This is a genomic window from Sphingomonas caeni, assembly GCF_026013415.1.
Classification (GTDB): domain Bacteria; phylum Pseudomonadota; class Alphaproteobacteria; order Sphingomonadales; family Sphingomonadaceae; genus Sphingomonas; species Sphingomonas caeni.
In genome coordinates, this window is record NZ_JAPDOK010000003.1 from 440,101 (window position 1) to 462,386 (window position 22,286).

Genomic DNA, 22,286 nt, shown 5'->3' on the forward strand with positions numbered 1-22,286 from the left:
ATCATGGCCCCCAAGATCGAAAACCACCGCGAAACCGGGCTCACGCTCGATCCGAAATATGACGCGAACGGGCTGATCACCGCGGTTGCGACGCACGGCGATTCGGTGCTGATGGTCGCGCATATGAACGCGGAGGCGCTGGCGGCGACGCTAACGACGGGTGAGGCGCATTTCTGGTCGCGCAGCCGGGGCAGGCTCTGGAAGAAGGGCGAGACTTCGGGGCATGTCCTGAAGGTCCGCGAACTTCGGGTCGATTGCGATCAGGACGCGGTGTGGCTGATCGTCGATCCGGCGGGCCCTGCGTGCCACACCGGCGAGCCGAGCTGCTTCTATCGCCGCGCCGAGGACGGGCGGCTGGTGCGCGTATGAGGCGCACCGCGCTCGCGCTGCTGCTGGTCCTGTCGGCCTGCAAGGGCGGCAACGCGCCGGTCGAGAACGCGGCCCAGCCGCAGGACCTCGAATCCGCTGCGATCGAGCGCGGGATGGTGCGCGATCCCAAGGATACCGAGATCGCCGGCCTCTATGCGCGCGACACCGACCGGGTCTGCATCGTGCCGGATGGGCAGGGGTACAGGATCGGTGCCTTCGTCGATTATGGCGACCGCATCACCTGCAGCGGCAAGGGTACCGTCAGCCGCGCGGGCGAGACGCTGCGGATCGATCTGGGCGGCGAGGGCGACGAACGCTGCGGGTTCGACGCGAAATTCGACGGCGACAAGATCTATTTCCCCGGCAACGTCCCCGATGCCTGCGCCAAGCTCTGCGCGCGCCGCGCCTCCTATGCGGGGCTCGAAGTCGCGCGGATGAGCGAATCGGTTGCCGAAGCCTCGGCAATGCGCGATTCTCAGGGGCGCCAGCTCTGCGCCGGCAAGTGACGAGAGGGTTGACGTTAACGTAAAGGGAAGGTAGGTTCGCACCATGCCAGCCGCGGTTTTCCCCATCGAAGCGCTCGCACCGATCGAGCCGCGCCCCGATCGCGACCATTTCTCGATCTCCGATCTCTGCGCCGAATTCGGCGTCACCGCGCGGGCGCTGCGCTTCTACGAGGATGAGGGGCTGATCGGGCCCGAGCGGCGCGGCACCCAGCGCATCTATTCGCACCGCGACCGCGCGCGGCTCGCCTGGATCCTGCGCGGCAAGCGCGTCGGCTTCTCGCTCGGCGAGATCCGCGAGATGATCGACCTCTACGATATCGGCGACGGCCGCAGCACCCAGCGTCAGGTGACGCTCGAACGCTGCCTCGACCGGATCAAGACGCTCGAGCACCAGAAGCACGATATCGATGCGCATATCGCCGAACTGCAGCAGTTCGTGGCGATGATGAAGAACAGCGATTCCGAACACTGAGGACCTGAAATGCCCAAATACACGCCGCCCGTGCGCGACACGCGCTTCATCCTCGATCGCGTGATCGGGATCGATCGCTACGCCAATCTGCCGGGCTTCGAGAACGCCACACCCGACGTGGTGACCGCAGTGCTCGAAGAGGGCGGCAGGTTCGTCAGCGAGGTGCTTTTCCCGCTCAACCATAGCGGCGATCAGGAGGGCTGCACCCGCCACGAGGATGGCAGCGTCACAACGCCCAAGGGCTTCAAGGAAGCCTATGCCCAATATGTCGAAAGCGGCTGGGGCACGCTCGGCGCGCCCGAGGCGTTCGGCGGGCAGGGGATGCCGCACCTCGTTTCGACCGCGTTCGAGGAATATATGATCTCCTCGAACATGGCCTTCGCCATGTACCCCGGCCTCACCCATGGCGCGATCGCCTCGCTGCTGGTCAAGGGCAGCCCCGAGCAGCAGGCGAAATACGTGCCGCGGATGGTTTCGGGCGAATGGGGCGGGACGATGAACCTGACCGAGCCCCAGTGCGGCACCGATCTCGGCCTGATCAAGACCAAGGCCGAGCCGCAGGCGGACGGCAGCTACAGCATCACCGGCACCAAGATCTTCATCTCGTCGGGCGAGCACGACCTGACGAGCAACATCATCCACCTCGTCCTCGCCAAGACTCCCGGCGCGCCCGAGAGCACCAAGGGCATCTCGCTGTTCGTGGTGCCCAAATTCCTGGTCAATGACGACGGCTCGCTCGGCGAGCGCAACGCGGTGTCGTGCGGCTCGATCGAGCACAAGATGGGCATCCACGCCAATTCGACCTGCGTGATGAACTATGACGGCGCCAAGGGCTGGCTGGTCGGCGAGGAGATGAAGGGCCTCGCCGCGATGTTCATCATGATGAACGTCGCGCGGCTGGGCGTCGGGCTGCAGGGGCTCGCGGTGGGCGAGACGGCGCTCCAGAACGCGGTTCAGTACGCCGAGGACCGGCGGCAGGGGCGGGCGCTGACCGGGCCGGCCGAGCCCAACGAGAAGGCCGATACGCTGTTCGTCCATCCCGATGTCCGCCGGATGCTGATGGAGGCCAAGGCGCTGACCGAGGGCCTGCGCGCCTTGTGCCTCTGGGCCGCGCTCCAGGTCGATCTCGAACATGGCGCCCCCACCGAGGAGGAGCGTACACTTGCCGCCGATCTGGTCGGGCTGCTGACCCCGGTGATCAAGGGCTTCGGCACCGATATCGGCTACAAGACCGCGACCGACGCGCAGCAGGTCTATGGCGGGCATGGCTACATCGCCGAATGGGGGATGGAGCAATATGTCCGCGATGCCCGCATTTCGATGATCTACGAAGGCACCAACGGCGTCCAGGCGATGGACCTGGTCGGGCGCAAGCTCGGCCTGAATGGCGGCCGCGCGGTCCAACTCTTCTTCAAGACCGTGACCGAGGAAGTCGCCGCGGCGAAGGGGGACGCGAAGCTCGCGGCGTTCGCCGAGGCGCTGGAAAAGGCGCTGGGGCAGATGCAGGCCGCGACCCTGTGGATCGCGGCCAACGGCTTCAAGAATCCGAACGACGCGGGCGCGGCGGCCTATCCTTATATGCAGCTGACCGGCACGGTCGCGCTCGGGCTGATGTGGCTGCGGATGGCCAAGGCTGCCGCCCAGGCGCTGGCCGAAGGCGCCGACGACGCCAAATTCTACGAAGCCAAGCTGGTCACCGCCCGCTTCTACGCCGAACGCATCCTCCCCGACGCAGGCGCGCTCCGCCGCAAGATCGAAGCTGGCAGCGACGCGCTGATGGCCTTGGATCCTGAGATGTTCCGGGCGGCATGACTTCTTTCCCTCTCCCCTTGTTGGAGAGGGAGGGAGCAAGCGCAGCTTGCGGAAGGGTGAGGGCGAGTCGGGCGATGGCAAGTGAGTCCCCCTCATCCTTCCCACCGCTTCGCGGCGGGCCCCTTCCTTCTCCCACAGGGGGAGAAGGAGATTAGGGACGTACCGCCGTTGGCGTCGGCTTGGGGCTCGGCGCGGGCGTCGAGGGCCTCGCAACCGGCAGGGTCATCGTCTGGCGTGGGCCGGTGCCGCCCATGGGCGAAGCGGCTTGGGTCTCACCCCGCCGCCGCACGCCCGTCAGCCCCGCCGGTCCCACGGGCTTCCCATTCGCATCCACCGGCGCGGCCTCGACCGAAGCCGGAGCCGGCGGCGGGCCCGCCAAGGGCTGGGCGCGCATGCACTGGACCGGGCTCGGCCGCATGAACTGGGCGCAGTTCCACAGCGCCTTGGAGAAGCCCTGCCGCTCGTCGCGCAGATAGGAGAAGGACATCGACGCGACCTGCGCGCTGCTCAGCGGCAGCCGCGCGGGGGTCTTCGACCCGTCGGTCCAGGCCATGAACTTGCAGTAGGTCCGCTCGCCGCAGGTCCGGATCGCCAGGCTGGCGAAGTCGTTGGCGCTCATCCCCTTGGGAAGCGTGACCAGGAAGGAATTGGCGTCCGCAGGGATCGCTGGCGGGACCTGGCTCTCGGGAATCTTGGACGGGTCGACTGCGAGCGCGTCGCTCGGCGCCCCCGCCAGCGTCTCGGGCGCATTCGGATCGCCGAAATGCGCCGAGGAGAGCCGCGACATTTGCGGGATATTGGGCTCGAACCCGGCATAGCCGCGGCTGAAGGCCGCGGGCGTGCCCCACCAGCCCGCCCAGCGGAAGAAGAGGTGCGTGCCGTAGCTCCCCCGGATCGCGCTGATCTTTTCGAGGCTGGCGCTCCAATAGGGCACCACCCAGTCGGTGTGATAATGCGTCGCGAGCCCGACGCGCTTGTCGACCGATCCGGTCAGCGCCATCCGGGCGACCGCGCGCGCGCGGGTCCAGGCCTCGGCGCTGGGCAGGCGGCGGAGCATCGAGCCGTCGCAGGTGAAGGTGAACTGGCACCCCGTCGAACGCTCCGAGCCCTGGAACACCACCCCGCACACCGTCTTGGGGAAGGCCGGGTGCCGCGTGCGGTTGAGGATCACCTGCGCCACCGCGCGCTCGCCATCGCTGTCGTCGCCCGCCTCGTAATAGACCGCGGCGGCGAGGCAATCGACCGCGCGGGTCTGCGTCGTCTCGGCCCCGGTCAGGTGGAAGGCGCGCGCCGCGATATTGGGCTCGGTCGAAAAGGGGATCGAGGCGTTGATCGTCGTCGCGTCCTGGACGCTCACCGCCTGGAGCTGGACCGGATCGACCTTGGGAAGCTCGGTCTTGGGCACCACGCGGGTGGCGATCACCACCTTGGCCTGGACCACGCGCGGGGTGATCGCGACCAGCAGCGCGGGCACCACCACCGCGACCAGCGCGATCGCCGCGAGTATCGCAAGGATCGGACGCGGCACGTCAGACTCGAACGACGGAAATTTGATCTGGGGCATGGATCGCGCGTCCGGGCTCAGCACGCGGCCCGAGGGCGCGGGGAGGGGAACGATGCGGTCGGGCGAGGGTACACAAACTGCTCCATGGGGGCGGGGGCCGCCGCCCATAACGCAGAAGCATGTCAGTTGGAACCATTACGCCTGCGAATGATCGCCGTCAGGCGTTGCCGGGCGGGTTATTCGGGCCAGAAGCCGGTGGCTTCGCACATGTCCCAATGATCGGCCTGCTTGAGCCGGCACGCCGCGCCCGCGCCGCCGCTGCACTGGCGCACCTCGCGCTGATAGCGCTTGTAGCAGCTCTCGGCCTTGGGGGTGGCGGGCGTGGCCTGCACTGCGGCCGCGGTCGCGGGCACCGTCGCGGCAACCGCCACGGTACGCGCTTCGGCGCGGCTCGGTTGCAAGACGGTCGCCTCGCCTCCGCCAAATGCGAGCGGCCAGCCCAGAAACACTGCCAGCATCACGCTGACGCAGATCATCATGTTGCGCACGCCGAATTCCCCCCGGAAAGATCGACTTAACCCCGACTCGATGATCCTACCGTTAATTTGGGGTTCATGCGAGTCTTTCAGCTCTCCGGAAGGAAGTCCGGAACGCTCAAATAGCGCTCACCTGTATCATAATTGAACCCGAGCACCCGGCTGCCCGCGGGCAGGTCCGCCAGCTTCTGCGAAATCGCCGCCAGAGTCGCGCCCGACGAGATGCCGACGAGCAGCCCTTCCTCGCGCGCGGCGCGGCGGGCGAACTCCTTGGCGACCCCCGCGTCCACCTTGATCACCCCGTCGATCGCGTCGGTATGGAGGTTGCGCGGCACGAAGCCCGCGCCGATGCCCTGGATCGGGTGCGGCCCCGGCTGACCGCCCGAAATGACCGGGGAAAGCTCGGGCTCGACGGCATAGACCTTCACATTGGGCCAGCTCTTCTTGAGGGTTTCGGCGACCCCCGTGATATGCCCGCCCGTGCCGACGCCGGTGATGACGACGTCGATCGGGCTGTCCGCGAAGTCGCTCAGGATTTCCTGCGCGGTGGTGCGGACATGGACGTCGATATTGGCGGGATTCTCGAACTGCTGGGGCATCCAGGCGCCTTCGGTCGAGGCGACGATCTCCATCGCGCGTTCGATCGCGCCCTTCATGCCCTTTTCGCGCGGGGTCAGGTCGAAGCTCGCGCCATAAGCGAGCATCAGGCGCCGGCGCTCGAGGCTCATGCTCTCGGGCATGACGAGGATCAGCTTGTAGCCCTTGACCGCGGCGACCATCGCCAGGCCCACGCCGGTATTGCCGCTGGTCGGCTCGACGATCGTGCCGCCGGGCTTGAGGCTGCCGTCCTTCTCGGCCGCCTCGACCATCGACAGCGCGATGCGGTCCTTGATCGATCCGCCGGGATTCGAGCGCTCGGACTTGATCCACACCTCAGCACCGGGGAACAGCTTGGCCACGCGGATATGCGGGGTGTTGCCGATCGTCTCGAGGATCGAATTCGCCTTCATGTCTGGGCCTCCGGAGTGGTTGCGGCCTTGATCGTCTCGGGCGAGGGATCGAAGGTCCGCGCGTTGCGGATTGCGGGGAATAGATAGGTCCACAGGATCGTCACGACAATCGCCCCGCCGCCGCCGACCAGCACCGCGCCGACCGGCCCCAGCAGCGAGGCGAGGAAGCCCGATTCGGCTTCGCCCAGTTCGTTGGACGCGGAAATGGTGAGCTGCGAGACGGCGCCCACGCGGCCGCGCATCGCGTCGGGCGTGTAGAGCTGAATCAGCGACTGGCGGATATAGACCGAGAACATGTCCGCCCCGCCCGCGATCGCGAGCGCGGCGATGCCGACTTCGAAGGCGAAGGCGGGGACGATCAGATGGGCGACGCCGAAGACCACCGTCGCGCTGCCATAGATCAGCACCGATCCCAGCATCTTGGGGCCCACATTGGTCTTGAGCGGCCGCACCGAGAAGAACAGCGCCACCACCGAGGCCCCCACCGCCGGCGCCGCCGCGAGCAGGCTCAATCCCTGCGGGCCCACCTTGAAGATATCGTGCGCATAGATGGGCAGCAGCGCAGTGGTGCCGGCCAGGAACACCGCGAACAGATCGAGCGTGATCGTTCCGAACACCAGCTTGTTGCGCCAGACATAGGCCATGCCATCGATGATCTGGCGTAGCGGGTGCGCGCTCGATCGCGGCGGCTGCGGCACCTTGCCGATCAGCATCAGGCTGGCCAGCGCCACAGCGAACAGTCCGCTCGCCAGCCAATAGGCGCCCGATTGGGCGTGGGCATAGGCGAAACCGCCGATCGCCGGGCCGATGATCGTGCCCACCTGCCACGAGATCGAGCTGAGCGCGATCGCGGTCGGCAGCACCTCGCGCGGCACCAGATTGGGCGTCAGCGCGCTGAACGCCGGCCCGGCAAAGGCACGCGCCAGCCCGAGCAGCACTGCGACGGTGAACAGCACGGGCAGCGACATCCATCCCTGCCACGTGGCGAGGGCGAGGATCAGCGTGCAGCCGAGCTGGAGTGAGACGGTGATCCGCGTGATCCAGCGCCGGTCCAGCCGGTCGGCGAGATAGCCCGTGATCGGCGTGGTGAAGAAGAGCGGCAGGAACTGGAGCAGCCCGATCAGCCCGAGCTGCGCGGCCGCTGCCGCCGGGCTCATCGTCATCCGCGCGATCGTGTAGGTCTGCCAGCCGATGACGATGATCATCGCATTCTGCGCGATCGTCATCGTGAAGCGCGCCGCCCAATAGGCGCGGAAATTGGCGATGCGGAAGGGGTGTTCGGACATCTGGGACCGCCTCTAGGCGGGACTTCGCCTCAGAGGCAACGCTCGATTGGCTTGGGCGCGCTAAAGTTGCCGCGCGGGCGGGGCGGGCGCATGGTGCGATTCATCATATCAAACGAATCGGAGAGTCTTATGCGCGTCGCTTTATTCCTGGGTGCAGCCTGTCTGGCGCTCGCGGCCTGTTCGTCGGGCAGCGGCGGGAGCAACAACAGCATGGCCGAGGCGCCGACCACGCAGGGCTGGGCTGGGTTCCGCGACGCGACGATCGACAAATGGTTCAAGGTCGATCCGTCCTTCGCGGTCTATGAAGGCAAGCATGAATTTGACGGCCAGCTGCCCGATTGGAGCGCGGCGGGGCTGAAGACGCGCGGCGATTTCCTGCGCGCCACGATCGCGAAGGCCAGCGCCATGACCGGGCTCAACCCCGATGAGGCGTTCGAGCGCGACTATATGGTCCAGGTCGCCAAGGGGCAGCTTTTCTGGCTCGAGGAAGCCGATTCGCCGCACCGGAACCCCGCCTTCTATGTCGGCGGCGGGCTCGATCCGAACACCTATGTCTCGCGCGAATATGCCCCGCCCGAGGTCCGCATCAAGGCGATGACCGCCTTCCTCAAGGCGGTCCCCGCGGCCGCGGCCAACATCAAGGCCAACCTCAAGACGCCGATGCCGGCGAGCTTCGTCAAATACGGCCTCGCGGCGTTCGAGGGCTTCGAGGGCTATTACAAGGGCGATGCGGTCGCGGCCTTCGCCTCGGTCAAGGATCCCGCGCTCCAAAAGGCGCTCAAGGATGCCGGCGAGGCGGCGAGCAAGGCGATGAGCGAGCTGGCCGTCTGGATGAAGGGACAGCAGGCGGGCGCCACGCAGGATTTCGCGCTGGGCGCCGAGCGTTTCTCGCACATGCTGATGGCGACCGAGGGCGTCGATATGCCGCTCGAGCAGCTCGAGGCGGTCGGCAAGGCCGATCTCAAGCGCAACCAGGACGCGCTGGTCGCCGAATGCGCAAAATATGCGCCCGGCGCGACCGTGGTCGATTGCATGGCCAAGATGAATTCGGAAAAGCCCAAGGGCGGCCCGGTCAAGGCCGCGACCGATCAGATCCCGGAACTCCGCGACTTCATCGTCAAGAATAACATCGTGACGATCCCCGGCACCGAACAGGCGCTGGTGCGCGAGAGCCCGCCCTACAACCGGCAGAACTCGGCCTATATCGATCCGGCGGGGCCACTCGAGACCGGGGTCGCGTCGATCTACTATATCTCGCCGCCCGATCCGTCCTGGAGCCCGCAGGAGCAGGCCGCCTATATCCCCGGCGAGGACGACCTGCTGTTCACCACGGTGCACGAGGTGATGCCGGGCCACTTCCTCCAGTTCCTCCATTCGAACCGGTCGAAGTACAAGTTCGGGCAGCTCTTCGTCGGCTATGCGTTCGCCGAGGGCTGGGCGCATTATAGCGAGGAGATGATGTGGGAGGCCGGCCTCCATGCGGGCGACAGCGCCACGCATATCGGCCAGCTCTCCAACGCGCTGCTGCGCAACTGCCGCTTCCTTTCGGCGATCGGGCTGCACACGGGGAAGATGACGCAGGAGCAGTCCGAAACCATGTTCCGCGAGCAATGCTATCAGGACTCGGGCAATGCCCGGCAGCAGGCGGCGCGCGGCACCTATGACCCGGCCTATCTCAACTACACGCTGGGCAAGCTGATGATCCGGCGCCTGCGCGACGACTGGACCGCCAAGCATGGCGGCCGCGCGGCGTGGAAGGATTTCCACGACCAGTTCCTGTCGTTCGGCGGCCCGCCGATCCCGCTGGTCCGCCAGCGGATGATGGGCGAGCCGACCGCCAAGGCGGTGTTCTGATTTGATGCTCCTGGGAACCCGCGGGAGCTCCTGCGGGTTCTAACGCCAACAAAATCAACATGATGGAGCATGGCGTATGGGCAAGGGCATTTTGCTTTGGCTGCTGGGGATTCCGATCCCGATCATCATCCTGTTGCTGATCTTGTGGCACTGAGTTCGCGCCCGGGGACCAGACATCCCCGGGCGAGACATTTCCGCGTTCGAGGGTTCTTGCTGCAGCGCAACAAAATCCCTATAACGGGGGGATGAAGCTGACCACCGATCAGGACCGCGAGCAGGCCGACGCGCCCACCCCGACGATGATGCTGTTCGAGGCGATCATCTGCCGCCGCTGCATATCGGCGACCTATAACCGCAGCCGCATGGTCCTTGCTCCGCACATCCTTTACACGCGCCATGGCGGGCTGCACGTCGATGCGGTCACGGTCAGCCGGGAGAATATGATCCCGCGCGAGATCAAGCTTGCCACCTTCAAGCTCGATGGCCTGAGCGAGCTGCGGGTGCTCGAGCGCGAGTTCGAGATCAATGCCGAGCTGTTCGAGCCCGAGGCCGAGAAATATATCGGCGAGACGATCCTGGTGGTCGAGCCCCAAGCGGCAGCCGAGGCCGCCTGAGGCCATTTCCCAAGGCTTCGGATAGGCCGCGATCACGCTTCCGCGTGAAGCAGTCGGGGGCGCAGCCTCTCGAGACCGCGCCCCAAACCGCGACAGGATCAGCGGCAGCGAAGCTGGCTGTTCCGATCGATCTGGTTTCCGACAACCGCGCCCGCCAATGCGCCGATCAGCGTTCCGGCGCTGCGCGAATGGCCTCCGTCGACGAGGTTACCCAGCGTCGCGCCAGCGATCGCGCCGACGATCAGGCCGGTGGTGCCGTCGCTGCGCTTGCAATAATAACGGCCGTCGCGACCGCGATAGACGCGCTCATCGGGGCCCATCATCCGCTCCTGATAGCGCGGCCCGTCGCGATAATAGCCCGACGGCTCATAATTGCCCTCGTCGCGATCGTCGTCATAATTGTCGCGCGGATTGTTGCGGAAATCGCGCATGTCGCGCGTCTGGGCGCGCGAGGCGCGGTAGCGGTCGGTCGCGGCCTGGAACAGGACATATTCGTTTCCGAAGCGCTGCTGCGCGGCGGCGAAGCGGGCGTCCTCAGCCGAACTCTGCGAATAGCGGCTATCGGTCTGGCCGCGCTGCGCCAGCGCCGGAGCGGCAATGGCGAGGCAGCTCGCGGCAAGCGCCGCGAGGGTGAGGGTCGTTTTCATGGAAGTTCCTTTTGCCCCGGTGCGAGGCGTGGACACAAAGCGAATGGCGGACGGGATCGTTCCGTGGACGAAATCGTCCGGCCAGGTCTGCGGTCGTAACATGTTGCCATGAAAGTCGATTTCAATTCGGCCGTTCGGGACGCGCTTGCTGCGCGTGCGAAGGCGCGATAGCCTGATCCGCACTTTCCGTGCACGAGGGGTGGGACGATGCGTTGGCTCCTGATAGCCCTGATCGGCCTGCTGGCCGCGCCGCTGCCCGCGACCGCGCAGCGCCGCCCCAGCCCCGTCCTTACCGCGAGCGGCTTCAGCTTCTTCCCCGATGCCGATCGCGCCCCGGTGCCCTACCAGACGGTCAAGGGCCGTGTCGTTTTTCGCGCGAAGATCGGCGGGCGCGAGGTCTGGGCGCTGCTCGACAACGGCGCGGACCGCACGCTGATCGATCTGAACGCGGCGCAATCGGCAGGGTACAGGATCGACACCGCCAAGGGCCTGGTTTTCGGCGCGGGCGGCGGATCGCTGGTTTCGCAATGGGTTGCCGAGGTGCCGGTCTCGATCGCGGGCCAGTTCGAGGCGAAAATGCCGATGCTCGCGCTCGACATGACCGCCGCGCAGAAGATCCTCGGCTACAAGATCGAACTGGTGGTCGGCGGCGACACGCTGCTCCACATGGCACTCAGGATCGATCCCTTCGCGCGCACCTTCCATCTTACCCCTACCGGCCGGATGGACGGCGTCGCACCCGATCAGGCGATCGCGCTGCGCGGCAAGCGTGCGCTGGTCGAGATCCAGATCGGCGGCAAGCCCGCGACGGTCGGGCTCGATCTCGGATCGAATGGCGGGCTCACGCTCACGCCTGCCGCCTGGGCGCGGCTGGGGGCAATCGGGCGCCGCATGGGCACCGGCCGGGCGACCGGCGCCACCGGCCAAAGCTACGACGTCGAGATGGTCGAGATCGCCGAGATGGGAATCGGTTCGCACAGCGTGGCCGATGTGAGCACCGTGCTCGATGCCGCACGGCCCGGATCGGGCGACGGCATCCTCGGCATGGAGGTGCTCGGCCGGTTCGTCATCGTGCTCGATCTGGGCGCGGGAAAATTGTGGCTGATCGATCCGGAGCGCCGCGTCTTCACCAATCCTAAACAGCCCCGGCCGTAACCCTGTCCGGTTCCCCATCCGGGGGCGGGCAGGCAAACGAGAGTCATGGGTCAAGACTCCACTTCCGGCGCGAATGCGACTGCGGCAACCTCTGCCCGCAGAGCGTCTCCGTTTGCCCGCTGGGGGGGCGGCAAGCGCGACACCGCCGAGCAGGACGAGCATTCGCGGCTGCTGCGCAATTACGAGGAGATGGGGCTGGGCTGGTTCTGGGCGACCGATGCCGAGGGCCGGATCACCTATATCAGCGAACAGATCAGCACGATGCTGGGCGGCGCGCCCGATGCGCTGATCGGCCGCGACCTGCTCTCGCTCTTCCAGTCGGTCAATTCCGAGGTCGAGAAGCGGCGGACCCTGCCATTCCATCTGATCCGCCACGCCCGCTTCGAAAATGCCCAGGCCCATGCCGAAGTCGATGGCGAGGAGCGTTGCTTCGCGCTCTCCGGACAGCCCCAGACCGACGCCAAGGGCGGCTTTGCGGGCTATCTGGGCCACGGCATCGATGTGACCGAAGAGCGGCTGTCGGCTGCACAGAATAGCCGTGCCGCCGCCTATGACACGCTCACCGGGCTGCCCAACCGGCGCAAGGTGACCGACCTGCTCGACGACACGATCAAGGCGTTCCGCGGCAAGAAGCGGCCGTGCGCGGTGCTGCTGATCAACCTCGATCGTTTCAAGCAGATCAACGACACGATGGGCCATCCGGTGGGCGACGCGCTGCTCAAGCAGGTCGCGGAGCGGCTAGCGAAGATCATCGGCGATGCCGAGAAGGTCGGCCGGCTGGGCGGCGACGAGTTTCAGGTCGTCCTCCAGGATTCGCACGATCGCGGCGCGCTGGGCGACCTTGCGACGCAGATCATCGAATCGCTCTCGCACCCCTATTCGATCAACGGCACCCGCTGCATCATCGGCGCTTCGATCGGCATCGCGGTCAATCCCTATGACGGCATCACCAGCGAGGAGCTGCTCCGCAACGCCGACCTCGCGCTCCATGCCGCCAAGGGCAGCGGCCGCGGGCGCTTCCGCTTCTTCGCGACCGAATTGCTCAAGGCCGCCGAGGACCGCCGCGTGCTCGAGCACGACCTGCGCGACGCGCTCACCAAGGGCGAGATGGCGGTGCATTACCAGCCGGTCGTCAACGCCGCGACCAACGAGGTCAGCGGATTCGAGGCGCTGCTGCGCTGGAACCATCCCAAACGCGGCCGCATCAGCCCCGCCATCTTCATCCCGATCGCCGAGGACGCCAACCTGATCCCGGCGCTGGGCGAATGGACGCTGCGCCAGGCCTGCATGGACGCCGCCCAATGGCCCGGCGAGCTGCGCGTCGCGGTCAACGTCTCGCCGATCCAGTTCGCCAGCGAGAAACTGCCCAAGACCGTGATGAGCGCGCTCGCCAATTCGGGGCTGCCCGCCGAGCGGCTCGAGCTCGAGATCACCGAGAGCGTCTTCCTGGGCGATACCAGCGAGACCGACGCCCGCTTCGCCGCGCTCAAGCGGCTCGGTGTCCGGCTGGCGCTCGACGATTTCGGCACCGGCTATTCGTCGCTCGGCTATCTGAAGACCGCGCCGTTCGACAAGATCAAGATCGACCAGAGCTTCGTCCGCGGCACCACCGAGGAGGGCGCGCGCAACCAGGCGATCATCGCGGCGATCGTCGCGCTCGCGGGTGCGATGGGGATGGAGACCACCGCCGAGGGCATCGAGAGCTTCGACCAGCTCGAGACGATGAAGGCGCTCAAGGTCAGCCACATCCAGGGCTTCCTCTACAGCCGCGCGGTCTCGAACGAGGACTTGGCCGGCTATGTCGAGGACGGGCGCTGGGTGATCAAGCCGAACGGCCCCGCCAAGCAGCGCCACAGCCGCCACGCGACCTTCCGCAGGGTGGGAGTGATCCACGACAATCATTATTATTCCGCGGTGCTGCGCAATTTCTCGGCATCGGGCGCGCTGATCGACGGGCTGGTCGACGTGCCCCAGGGCACCCAGTTCGTGGTCGATCTGGGCGACGGCCAGCTCGTGGTCGCCACCGTCCGCCGCGCGCTGAACAGCCAGCAGGGCGTCGAGTTCGAACAGCATCTGGTCGATGACGGCGATGGCGGGCTGTGCACGCGCCACCGCGTCTCCCCCGCGATCCTCGCCGCGGCCGGGCTGACCAGCGATCCGAGCAACCCCAATTCCACGCTGGTCGCCAAGACCGAGGAGGGCGGGCTGACGCTGCCGGCGTTCCACACCATCACCGAGTGGAAGGCGGCGATCGAGGGCGCGAAGGCGGCGGCCTGAACCCCAGCGGCAACCAAAGCGGAGGCAGGGCGTAGTCCAGGCGGTCAACCCAAGGAGACCGCCATGCCGCTCACCGGACATTGCCATTGCGGGCGCACAGCGTTCGAGATCGACGGGGACCTCCCCGAGAAGCTGACGCGCTGCACCTGCTCCTTCTGCTCGAAACGCGGGCATCTCTATGCCTATTACCCGCCCGGGCAGTTCAAGGTGACGCAGGCGGACAGCGACGCGGTCTATCGCTGGAACTCGAAGACGGTCGCCAATCATTTCTGCTCGGCGTGCGGGTGCGACCTCTATGCCGACAGCCCCGATTTCCAGCAGGACGGGAGCTGGGACGGGAAGACGCGGCGGATCTGCGTCAACGCGCGGCTGCTCGACGATTTCGAGGCGGCGGACTGGCCCGTAACGGTGATCGACGGCAAGAATCTGTGGTGACCTGACGCCAAGCGAAAACACTGGCGGCGGGCGAATTTCCAGGCATGATCGGCGCTCGGTTCGGGGAGGGTGCGGTGCGTCGGTTCGGGTTGATCCTCTGTGCGCTCACGGCCGCCTGCTCGGGAGCGCCGCAGGCGGCGCAGGAGCCGCTCAAGGCGCTCGAAGCGGCCACCTCCAGCGCCGCAAATGCCAGCCCCGCGGCAGCGCCGGTCTTCGCCGTCCAGCCGGGCAAGTTCGAGGGGCCGATGGCGATGGCGTTCCTGGCCGACGGGCGGATTCTGGTCGGGCTCAAGGACGGGAGCCTCAAGCTGCGCGCCGCCAATGGGGCGATCACCCCGGTCGCGGGCGTGCCCGCGGCGGAGATGATGCGCGACCTGTGGATCGCCGCGGACCAGACGATCTACATCGCCTATTCCGAGCCGCAATCGGCGGGCGGATGCCTGGCGCTGGCGCGGGCGGTGCTCTCGGGGAACCGGCTGGGCAAGGTCCAGATCCTGTGGCGCGGCAAGGCCGGCCGGATGGACGGATCGCTCGGCGGGGCGATCGCGGTCTCGGCGGACCAGCGCACCGCCTATATCTCGGGCGCGCGCCAGCGCTGGGGCGCGCCGCCCGTGCCGCGGGGCCAGCGGCCCAAGGGCTATCACCGCCCGATCGTCGCCTACGGCAGCATCGTCCGGATCGATCTGCCCGCGCCGGGCGCCGGGGGCCTGCTTCCGCTCGCCCGGGTCCGCGCCGGCACCTACTCGACCGGGCACCGCAACCCGCTGGGACTCGCCATCGCCGCCGACGGGCGGCTGTGGGAGCATGAGATGGGCCCCAGGGGCGGCGACGAGCTCAACCTGATCGTGCGCGGCAAGGATTATGGCTGGCCCAAGGTCTCCAACGGCGACAATTATGACGGGACCATCATCCCCGACCACAAGCCCGGCGACGGCTTCCAGCCGCCGGTGCTGTTCTGGAACCCGTCCATCTCGCCGGCGGGGTTCATCCTCTATTCGGGCCGGATGTTCCGTGAATGGCGCGGATCGGGGTTCATGGGGCTGCTCTCCGGGCGGGGCGTGGCGCGGATGACGATCTCGGGCGGGGGCGCGGCCAAGGGGGACGAATGGCCGATGGGCACGCGCATCCGCGACGTGGCCGAGGCGCCCGACGGGGCGATCTGGCTGATCGAGGACGATAGCGGCGATGGCGGGCGGCTGTTCCGGCTGGGGCGGTGAGGGCGGGCCGATAAGGTCCCGCACATCGCATTCATTGGTGACCTTTGCCCGAGGGGAAAAGCGCATCCTGTTGGGAAGCGGGGGCGCCGGGACGGCGGCCGCCGGCGCGGAGCGCGGCGAGGAGCATGTGGCGGTTATTCGCGGTGACGGCGCCGGTGAACAGGCCGCGATAGGTGCGCGGGACGAAACTGTCGGTGAGCGCGGCCTCCACCACCATGTCGAACGCCCGGGCGCGGGCTTCGCGGAGCAGCTTGTCCCACGCGGCGGCGAAACTCTCCGCGCCGGGGCGGGTGCGGAGGCGGTAGGCGGTGCGGGGGCTCATGCCGACGGCCTTCGCGGCGGTGGCGACGCTGCCGCAGGCATAGAGGGCGGCGAGGAAGGTTTTCTGGCGTTGGGGAGTCCAGCCGTCGTGGCGCTTGCGGGTGGAGGGCACGGGGATGAAGGCGACGCCTGCGGCCTTGAGGCGGCGGGGGCGGGGTTTTGGGGTGCGCGGTGGGGTGACGGGGTGGGTCATCTGCTAGTGTGGAGCAGATGAAATCCTACATTTAAAGGGGTTTATGAGCGTGGGGTTATTTCGGGGTTATTGCACGTGTCACCGTAACCCTGTCACCGTAACCCACGCACCGTAACCCACGTGTCACCGTAACCCTGTCACCGTAACCCCCACCGTAACCCCGTAACCCGACCGTAACCCGTAACCCGCACCGTAACCCGAGGTTGGGAGGTATTGTACCTGTCACCGTAGTCTCAGTTGAGCGAACCCCTATCGTCAAGATGCTTGATTCGGCAGGCTTCTTATGAGGAAGGCAGCGGTCCCGTGCGGTACCAGCTTGGCAGTGCCCGGAATCGAGATGTCGTTCTGGAAGATGGCCTTTCCTCCCAATGCCTCCAGCCTAGAAAGCTCAAGGGTCGGTTCGTGCAAAAAGTGATTGAGGCATGCGTCGTTCATCAGAAGAATAGCCGCCAGTTCGCGATGCGGGCGGGGTTCGGCGTTTAACTCGGCATCGAACCCTACGAGCACGTAGTCCTCACTGGTAGATGATCGTAACTCGGCACCCGCGTAGTTCGCCCGCTCAAGTACTAGACGTGGTATTACACCTTGCTCAGCAATGTAAATCTCTCGCGTTGTACCGTCACGTCGTACGTAAGTCGTCGTATCTGCATCCTTAAGAACATCAATGGCGCCGGCCAACTCTTCTCTCGCCTCACGCAGCGCACAGGCCTCAAGTGTTTCATCCTCATGCTCGCGTTTGCCACCAATTCCGAAGAATCGGAGCCGATTATGGCTGGCAGAGATATCCCGGCGCGGAACGCCGAAAACATGCATTCCATCCCATTTTAAGAACAAAGCGGCGCCCGCTGGTGTGGCGGGTGAGATTAAATCCGATAGTGTAACACGAACCGGTGACGAAGAACTCCATACATGATCAAACCAATCTCGAAAAGAGTAATACATGGATCCGCTGGTCCTGCTAAATACCAGAACAGGAGAGTGTTTAGTTGCATCTTTCCGAACGGTATAAGGCATAAAATAGAGTCGATCGGGGAGGCAATATAAGCGCCAGATGTACGGTAAATCGTGGGATCGACGACGTAAAGTCGAGTTGGTTCGCTGCTCAAGACGGTGAAGCGATTCACGCGTATGATCGAGGAGTTCTCGAACGCGTTCAGGGTCCTTGCCAAGGGCGAGAAGGCGTTGGCTGTCGAACACGGGTGACCGCGCAGAAGCGTGGAGCACACGAATATCAACTCCTCCAGCTTCAACCAAGCTTTTCATAAGCTCAAACAAGGCACCACGAATACCGAGATCTTTCGATCCAATGTAACAGAATATCTGGAGCGGTCCTATTGTGTTCGCTAGGTCGTTATAAAGGTCGCCCTCCGCGTCTTCAAAACTTGTGTAAGTGCGCTCCAAGCCGTCCAAATCTGCGGCGGAGACTAACAGGTCTTTGGGGCTAGATCGACCAACGGGCCCCAGGCGAGATATCTCATGAATGATATCAGTTGATGCAGAGCTAACTGCCATCTTTAGTTCATGATTGCGCGCTGGATCAAAATCTAACCAATTAACTCCATGATAGTCAGACATGACCTTAAAGGAGGTTCCGCGTTCAACGATGGCAAAAACGCGGTCCGGTCCTAAAGCTCCTACGAATAATCCGAGTTCCAAGACTAAGTTGTCTCTCGGGGATGGTTGAGTTGTACCCCTACTAGTTGTTTCGTCGTCGGGACCCAATATGATTACCGCGAAATCAACGGCATTAGATGTGTCGATGAGGTTTTGATAGGTCGTGTGTCCTGGCCGAAAGATATGCGGCCAAAAGCAAGTGTCGGCGACCTCCTGCAAATTAGCCTCAACCGCGCGGGCGACATCACGGCGCTCGTTTGATGATCCGATGAAGATCCTTGGCCGGGGCATCGCGGGAGTCTCGGGTCGTCAATGGGCAGGTGTCAATAGGTTAGAAGGTGAAGCCGAAGCGTCGCGTTGCAATGAGCCTCACCCCACCGTCACAAAACTATCCATAACCCGCTTCCTGCCAGCAGTCTCGAAGTCGATCTCGAGCTTGTTCCCCTCGATCTCCACGATCGCGCCATAGCCGAACTTCTGGTGGAACACGCGCATGCCGAGCGCCAAATCCCCCCGCGGCTTGGCGCCGAAGCTTACCGCTAGGGCTCCGCTTTCCACGACGCGAGCCGGTTCCCTCGAAAACGTCCGGGGCGTGAAGGCCCCGCCCGGGTTCTTCGCATCCACGCCCGCCGCTCGCTGCCAGCCCGGCCCGCGCCCCGTGCCGCGGCCCACGTCCGCGAAGGGGTCCGAGCGTTCGGACCAGTTGGCTTGCCATAGGCTCGCGCCGCCGGTCATGGTCGATTCCGACGCGATATGCGCCTCGGGCAGCTCGGCGATGAAGCGGCTCGGGATGCTGCTCGTCCATTGCCCGTAGATGCGGCGGTTGGCGGCGTGGAGGATGGTGGCCTGGCGCCGCGCGCGGGTGATCGCGACATAGGCGAGGCGGCGTTCCTCCTCCAATGACGCGAGGCCGCCTTCGTCGAGCGCGCGTTGCGAGGGGAACAGGCCTTCTTCCCAGCCGGCGAGGAACACCGTGTCGAATTCGAGGCCCTTGGCGGCGTGGATCGTCATGATCGTCACCTTGGGCTCGTCGGCCTGGGCCTCATTGTCCATCACGAGGCTGACATGTTCGAGGAAGGCGGTGAGGGACTCATATTCCTCCATCGCCCTCACGAGTTCGCTGAGATTCTCGAGGCGGCCCGCGGCTTCGGCGGTGCGGTCGGCCTGCCACAGCGCGGTGTAGCCGCTTTCGTCGAGGATGATGCGGGCGAGCTCGGGGTGGGGGAGGGTGTCACCCTGCGCGCGCCACCGCGCGATGTCGCCGATCAAATTGCCGAGGCTGCGGCGCGCCTGGGGGGTGAGTTCGTCGGTATCGAGGATGCGCGCGGCGGCGACGGTCAGGGGCAGGCCCTGGGCGCGGGCGAGTTGGTGGACTTTTGCTAGGGCCTTGTCGCCCAGGCCGCGCTTGGGGGTGTTGACGATGCGTTCGAAGGCGAGGTCGTCGGCGGGCTGGGCGACGACGCGCAGATAGGCGAGCGCGTCGCGGATCTCGGCGCGTTCGTAGAAGCGGAAGCCGCCGACGATGCGATAGGGCATGCCGATCGCGATGAAGCGGTCTTCGAATTCGCGGGTCTGGTGCTGGGCGCGGACGAGGATCGCCATGTCGTCGAGGCTCTTGCCGCCGCGCTGCTGCCCCTCGATCTCCTCGCCGACGCGGCGCGCTTCCTCGGGGCCGTCCCAGATGCCGAGGACCTTCACCTTTTCGCCGTCCGCATGCTCGGTCCACAAGGTCTTGCCGAGGCGGCCGGCATTGTTGGCGATCACACCCGATGCGGCGGCGAGGATGTGCGGCGTCGAGCGGTAATTCTGTTCGAGGCGGATGACCTTGGCGCCGGGGAAATCCTTTTCGAACTTGAGGATATTCTCCACCTGCGCGCCGCGCCAGGAATAGATCGACTGGTCGTCGTCGCCCACGCAGCACAGATTCTTGCGCTCCTGCGCGAGCAGGCGGAGCCAGAGATACTGGACGCTGTTGGTGTCCTGATACTCGTCGACCATGATGTAGCGGAAGCGCTGCTGGTAGAGTTCGAGCACGTCGCGATGGCCGCGCAGGATCGTCAGCATGTGGAGCAGCAGGTCGCCGAAATCGCAGGCGTTGAGGGTGCGTAGCCGCTCCTGATAGGCCGCGTAGAGGCCGCGGCCCTTGCCGTTCGCGTACTGCTCGGAGTCGCCGGCGTCGATCATCTCGGGGGTGAGGCCGCGATTCTTCCAGCTATCGATCAGCCCGGCGAGCTGGCGCGCGGGCCAGCGTTTCTCGTCGAGATCGGCGGCCTGGATGAGCTGCTTGAGCAGGCGGAGCTGATCGTCGGTGTCGAGGATGGTGAAGTTGGACTGGAGTCCCGCGAGTTCGGCATGGCGGCGGAGCATCTTGGCGCCGATCGCGTGGAAGGTGCCGAGCCAGGGCATCCCCTCGACCGCGTCGCCGACAAGGCGGTGGACCCGCTCGCGCATCTCGCGCGCGGCGCGGTTGGTGAAGGTGACGCTGAGGATTTCGGACGGATAGGCCTTCCGCGTCCACAGCAGATGGGCGAGGCGCGCGGTGAGCGCAGCGGTCTTGCCGGTGCCCGCGCCCGCGAGGACGAGCACGGGCCCTTCGGTGGTGAGCACCGCCTCGCGCTGGGGAGCGTTCAGGCCCTTGAGATAGGGCGGGTCCTGGGAATCGGCGGGGAGCGACATGGGCGAACAGTTAGGGAACGCGGGCCGAGGGGGCAAGCATGGCGTTGCGGACGCCCGGGCACGCTTTCGAAACGATCCACAGGACTGTCATGGATACGTCATCAGCCTGTCACACCGCAGCGCCAGAGCGCGGCCATGGCCACACTCGCACTGGACCAGGCACCGTCAGCTGAAACGCCGGCGGGCCCCCGATTCGACTATCAGACCCACCCCCTCGCCAAGCTGTTGTTCGCGCTGATTCTGATCGGTGCGCTGGGCTTTGCGGGCTGGAGCGTCTTCACCGACACCCAGGTCGCGGGGGAGCAGCTCGCCATGGGGGTGTTCGTCTTCCTGGGCGTCGCGCTGCTGATCGCGCTCGGCTTCGAGTTCGTGAACGGGTTCCACGATACCGCCAATGCGGTGGCGACGGTGATCTACACCAATTCGATGCCCGCGCACCTCGCGGTGGTCTGGTCGGGCTTCTTCAACTTCCTCGGCGTGATGTTCTCCAGCGGGGCGGTCGCCTATGCGATCATCACCATGCTGCCGGTCGAGCTGATCCTCAATGTGGGATCGGGCGCGGGGTTCGCGATGATCTTCGCGCTGCTGCTCGCGGCGGTCTTGTGGAACCTCGCCACCTGGTATGTCGGGCTGCCGAACAGCTCCTCGCACACGCTGATCGGATCGGTGCTGGGCGTCGGCTTTGCGAACCAGCTCTTCTCGGCGGGATCGAAGGGCGGCACCTCGGGCGTCGACTGGGCGCAGGCGACCAAGATCCTCACCGGGCTGTGGATGGCGCCGCTGATCGGTTTCTTCGCGGCGATGGCGCTGCTGCTCGTGATGCGGCTGCTGATCCGCAATCCCAGGCTCTACCAGTCGCCGATGCCCAATACGCCGCCGCCTTTGGGCATCCGCGCGATGCTGATCGCGACCTGCACGGGCGTCTCCTATTTCCATGGGTCGAATGACGGGCAGAAGGGGATGGGGCTGATCATGCTGATCCTGATCGGCTGCGCTCCGACCGCCTACGCGCTCAACCGCACCCTGCCCGCGAGCGCGACCCCGGCCTATGTCGCCACCGCCAGCGCCGCGACCGCCGCGTTCGACGCCAAGGGCGGAGCGGACGTGACCCCGGAACAGGCGCGCAGCGTGCTGACCCAGGCGCTGCAGAAGAAGTCGGCGAGCCCCGAAATCTATCCGGCGCTGGAAAGCCTGTCGCGCGACCTGACCGCGCGGGTCGAGGGCTATGGCTCGCTGAGCGCGGTGCCTGCGGCGGCGACCCAGAATGTCCGCAACGACATGTATCTGGTGCTCGACAGCATCAAGATCGCGACCAAGAAGCCCGGCGCCTTCGCCGAGCCCGAGGCCAAGGCGGTGACCGACTATCAGAAGCAGCTCGAGGCGGGGACGCGCTTCATCCCGCTCTGGGTGAAGATCGTCGTCGCGATCGCGCTGGGGCTGGGGACGATGATCGGCTGGCGGCGGATCGTGATCACGGTGGGCGAGCGGATCGGCAAGCAGCACATGACCTATGGCATGGGCGCATCGGCCGAGATGGTCGCGGCGGGGACGATCTTCGCGGCGGACACGTTCGGGCTGCCGGTCTCGACGACGCACATCCTCTCCTCGGGCGTCGCGGGCGCATCGGTGGCGAGCGGGGCGGGGCTGCAGGCGCGCACGCTGATCCAGCTCGCGGCAGCCTGGCTGCTGACGCTGCCGGTGGCGATGGCGCTGGCCGGCGGGCTCTATTGGGTGCTGCTGACCGGGGTGAGGGCGGCGGGGCTGGGGTGAGACCCCGGACCCGTTCGT

Annotated in this window: 19 protein-coding genes; 11 read left to right on the forward strand and 8 right to left on the reverse strand. The window is 66.0% G+C overall.

Going from position 1 to position 22,286, the window contains the following annotated elements:
- The first annotated feature begins 15 nt into the window (after nucleotides 1–15).
- The 4 genes from hisI to OF829_RS10760 are packed head-to-tail and all read left to right on the forward strand — an operon-like array spanning nucleotide 16 to nucleotide 3,159.
- Complete coding sequence (gene hisI / locus OF829_RS10745) at nucleotides 16–369, forward strand: phosphoribosyl-AMP cyclohydrolase (RefSeq protein WP_264940187.1); 354 nt, start codon at nucleotides 16–18, stop codon at nucleotides 367–369.
- On the forward strand, nucleotides 366–875 hold the full coding sequence (locus OF829_RS10750) for a hypothetical protein (protein ID WP_264940011.1): 510 nt from the start codon (nucleotides 366–368) through the stop codon (nucleotides 873–875). The genes hisI and OF829_RS10750 overlap by 4 nt, the downstream gene beginning before the upstream one ends.
- Before the next feature lie 43 nt (nucleotides 876–918).
- The gene (locus OF829_RS10755; protein WP_264940012.1) at nucleotides 919–1,347 is read left to right on the forward strand and encodes a MerR family transcriptional regulator; all 429 of its coding nucleotides are present in this window, start codon (nucleotides 919–921) and stop codon (nucleotides 1,345–1,347) included.
- 9 nt (nucleotides 1,348–1,356) lie between these two features.
- Complete coding sequence (locus tag OF829_RS10760; RefSeq protein WP_264940013.1) at nucleotides 1,357–3,159, forward strand: acyl-CoA dehydrogenase C-terminal domain-containing protein; 1,803 nt, start codon at nucleotides 1,357–1,359, stop codon at nucleotides 3,157–3,159.
- 151 nt (nucleotides 3,160–3,310) lie between these two features.
- Here the strand turns inward: OF829_RS10760 and OF829_RS10765 are convergent, their stop codons facing one another.
- The 4 genes from OF829_RS10765 to OF829_RS10780 form a co-directional block, all read right to left on the reverse strand.
- The gene (locus OF829_RS10765; protein WP_264940014.1) at nucleotides 3,311–4,723 is read right to left on the reverse strand and encodes a cell wall hydrolase; all 1,413 of its coding nucleotides are present in this window, start codon (nucleotides 4,721–4,723) and stop codon (nucleotides 3,311–3,313) included.
- Nucleotides 4,724–4,899: 176 nt separating this feature from the next.
- Nucleotides 4,900–5,211 (reverse strand): hypothetical protein, encoded by a 312-nt coding sequence (locus OF829_RS10770; protein WP_264940015.1) that lies wholly within the window; start codon nucleotides 5,209–5,211, stop codon nucleotides 4,900–4,902.
- Nucleotides 5,212–5,288: 77 nt separating this feature from the next.
- Nucleotides 5,289–6,209 (reverse strand): cysteine synthase A, encoded by a 921-nt coding sequence (gene cysK / locus OF829_RS10775; protein WP_264940016.1) that lies wholly within the window; start codon nucleotides 6,207–6,209, stop codon nucleotides 5,289–5,291.
- Nucleotides 6,206–7,495 carry an MFS transporter gene (locus tag OF829_RS10780; protein WP_264940017.1) on the reverse strand — a complete coding sequence of 430 codons (1,290 nt, stop codon included), beginning with the start codon at nucleotides 7,493–7,495 and terminating at the stop codon, nucleotides 6,206–6,208. The genes cysK and OF829_RS10780 overlap by 4 nt, the downstream gene beginning before the upstream one ends.
- A 129-nt stretch (nucleotides 7,496–7,624) precedes the next feature.
- Between OF829_RS10780 and OF829_RS10785 the strand changes: the two genes are divergently transcribed.
- Both OF829_RS10785 and OF829_RS10790 read left to right on the forward strand, forming a co-directional pair.
- Nucleotides 7,625–9,349 (forward strand): DUF885 domain-containing protein, encoded by a 1,725-nt coding sequence (locus OF829_RS10785; protein WP_264940018.1) that lies wholly within the window; start codon nucleotides 7,625–7,627, stop codon nucleotides 9,347–9,349.
- Between the two features lie 245 nt (nucleotides 9,350–9,594).
- A complete protein-coding gene (locus tag OF829_RS10790; RefSeq protein WP_264940019.1) occupies nucleotides 9,595–9,963 on the forward strand; it encodes a WYL domain-containing protein in 369 nt (122 codons plus the stop codon).
- Between the two features lie 98 nt (nucleotides 9,964–10,061).
- Here the strand turns inward: OF829_RS10790 and OF829_RS10795 are convergent, their stop codons facing one another.
- A complete protein-coding gene (locus OF829_RS10795; RefSeq protein WP_264940020.1) occupies nucleotides 10,062–10,610 on the reverse strand; it encodes a glycine zipper 2TM domain-containing protein in 549 nt (182 codons plus the stop codon).
- Between the two features lie 207 nt (nucleotides 10,611–10,817).
- Here OF829_RS10795 and OF829_RS10800 point away from each other — a divergent pair, with 207 nt between their 5' ends.
- From OF829_RS10800 to OF829_RS10815, 4 genes are all read left to right on the forward strand, one after another.
- Nucleotides 10,818–11,765 (forward strand): pepsin/retropepsin-like aspartic protease family protein, encoded by a 948-nt coding sequence (locus tag OF829_RS10800; RefSeq protein WP_264940021.1) that lies wholly within the window; start codon nucleotides 10,818–10,820, stop codon nucleotides 11,763–11,765.
- A gap of 45 nt (nucleotides 11,766–11,810) precedes the next feature.
- Nucleotides 11,811–14,042, forward strand: a complete 2,232-nt coding sequence (locus OF829_RS10805) for a putative bifunctional diguanylate cyclase/phosphodiesterase (protein WP_264940022.1) — start codon at nucleotides 11,811–11,813, stop codon at nucleotides 14,040–14,042.
- 63 nt (nucleotides 14,043–14,105) lie between these two features.
- Nucleotides 14,106–14,477: a GFA family protein gene (locus OF829_RS10810; RefSeq protein ID WP_264940023.1), complete on the forward strand. Its 372-nt coding sequence runs from the start codon at nucleotides 14,106–14,108 to the stop codon at nucleotides 14,475–14,477.
- Nucleotides 14,478–14,551: 74 nt separating this feature from the next.
- Complete coding sequence (locus tag OF829_RS10815) at nucleotides 14,552–15,694, forward strand: PQQ-dependent sugar dehydrogenase (RefSeq protein WP_264940024.1); 1,143 nt, start codon at nucleotides 14,552–14,554, stop codon at nucleotides 15,692–15,694.
- 31 nt (nucleotides 15,695–15,725) lie between these two features.
- Here OF829_RS10815 and OF829_RS10820 read toward each other — a convergent pair whose 3' ends face one another.
- The 3 genes from OF829_RS10820 to OF829_RS10830 form a co-directional block, all read right to left on the reverse strand.
- Nucleotides 15,726–16,208 (reverse strand): hypothetical protein, encoded by a 483-nt coding sequence (locus OF829_RS10820; protein WP_264940025.1) that lies wholly within the window; start codon nucleotides 16,206–16,208, stop codon nucleotides 15,726–15,728.
- Between the two features lie 255 nt (nucleotides 16,209–16,463).
- Nucleotides 16,464–18,113 (reverse strand): TIR domain-containing protein, encoded by a 1,650-nt coding sequence (locus OF829_RS10825; protein WP_264940026.1) that lies wholly within the window; start codon nucleotides 18,111–18,113, stop codon nucleotides 16,464–16,466.
- A 78-nt stretch (nucleotides 18,114–18,191) separates the two neighbouring features.
- Nucleotides 18,192–20,498 carry an ATP-dependent helicase gene (locus OF829_RS10830; protein WP_264940027.1) on the reverse strand — a complete coding sequence of 769 codons (2,307 nt, stop codon included), beginning with the start codon at nucleotides 20,496–20,498 and terminating at the stop codon, nucleotides 18,192–18,194.
- A gap of 135 nt (nucleotides 20,499–20,633) precedes the next feature.
- Between OF829_RS10830 and OF829_RS10835 the strand changes: the two genes are divergently transcribed.
- Nucleotides 20,634–22,268: an inorganic phosphate transporter gene (locus tag OF829_RS10835; RefSeq protein WP_264940028.1), complete on the forward strand. Its 1,635-nt coding sequence runs from the start codon at nucleotides 20,634–20,636 to the stop codon at nucleotides 22,266–22,268.
- Nucleotides 22,269–22,286: the final 18 nt, after the last annotated feature.

Bases quoted from the DNA above. Each gene is read 5' to 3' on its own strand.
- OF829_RS10750 (WP_264940011.1), top strand. From the start codon at position 366: ATGAGGCGCACCGCGCTCGCGCTGCTGCTGGTCCTGTCGGCCTGCAAG.
- OF829_RS10755 (WP_264940012.1), top strand. From the start codon at position 919: ATGCCAGCCGCGGTTTTCCCCATCGAAGCGCTCGCACCGATCGAGCCG.
- OF829_RS10760 (WP_264940013.1), top strand. From the start codon at position 1,357: ATGCCCAAATACACGCCGCCCGTGCGCGACACGCGCTTCATCCTCGAT.
- OF829_RS10765 (WP_264940014.1), bottom strand. From the start codon at position 4,723: ATGCCCCAGATCAAATTTCCGTCGTTCGAGTCTGACGTGCCGCGTCCG.
- cysK (WP_264940016.1), bottom strand. From the start codon at position 6,209: ATGAAGGCGAATTCGATCCTCGAGACGATCGGCAACACCCCGCATATC.
- OF829_RS10780 (WP_264940017.1), bottom strand. From the start codon at position 7,495: ATGTCCGAACACCCCTTCCGCATCGCCAATTTCCGCGCCTATTGGGCG.
- OF829_RS10785 (WP_264940018.1), top strand. From the start codon at position 7,625: ATGCGCGTCGCTTTATTCCTGGGTGCAGCCTGTCTGGCGCTCGCGGCC.
- OF829_RS10790 (WP_264940019.1), top strand. From the start codon at position 9,595: ATGAAGCTGACCACCGATCAGGACCGCGAGCAGGCCGACGCGCCCACC.
- OF829_RS10795 (WP_264940020.1), bottom strand. From the start codon at position 10,610: ATGAAAACGACCCTCACCCTCGCGGCGCTTGCCGCGAGCTGCCTCGCC.
- OF829_RS10800 (WP_264940021.1), top strand. From the start codon at position 10,818: ATGCGTTGGCTCCTGATAGCCCTGATCGGCCTGCTGGCCGCGCCGCTG.
- OF829_RS10805 (WP_264940022.1), top strand. From the start codon at position 11,811: ATGGGTCAAGACTCCACTTCCGGCGCGAATGCGACTGCGGCAACCTCT.
- OF829_RS10810 (WP_264940023.1), top strand. From the start codon at position 14,106: ATGCCGCTCACCGGACATTGCCATTGCGGGCGCACAGCGTTCGAGATC.
- OF829_RS10820 (WP_264940025.1), bottom strand. From the start codon at position 16,208: ATGACCCACCCCGTCACCCCACCGCGCACCCCAAAACCCCGCCCCCGC.
- OF829_RS10825 (WP_264940026.1), bottom strand. From the start codon at position 18,113: ATGCCCCGGCCAAGGATCTTCATCGGATCATCAAACGAGCGCCGTGAT.
- OF829_RS10830 (WP_264940027.1), bottom strand. From the start codon at position 20,498: ATGTCGCTCCCCGCCGATTCCCAGGACCCGCCCTATCTCAAGGGCCTG.
- OF829_RS10835 (WP_264940028.1), top strand. From the start codon at position 20,634: ATGGCCACACTCGCACTGGACCAGGCACCGTCAGCTGAAACGCCGGCG.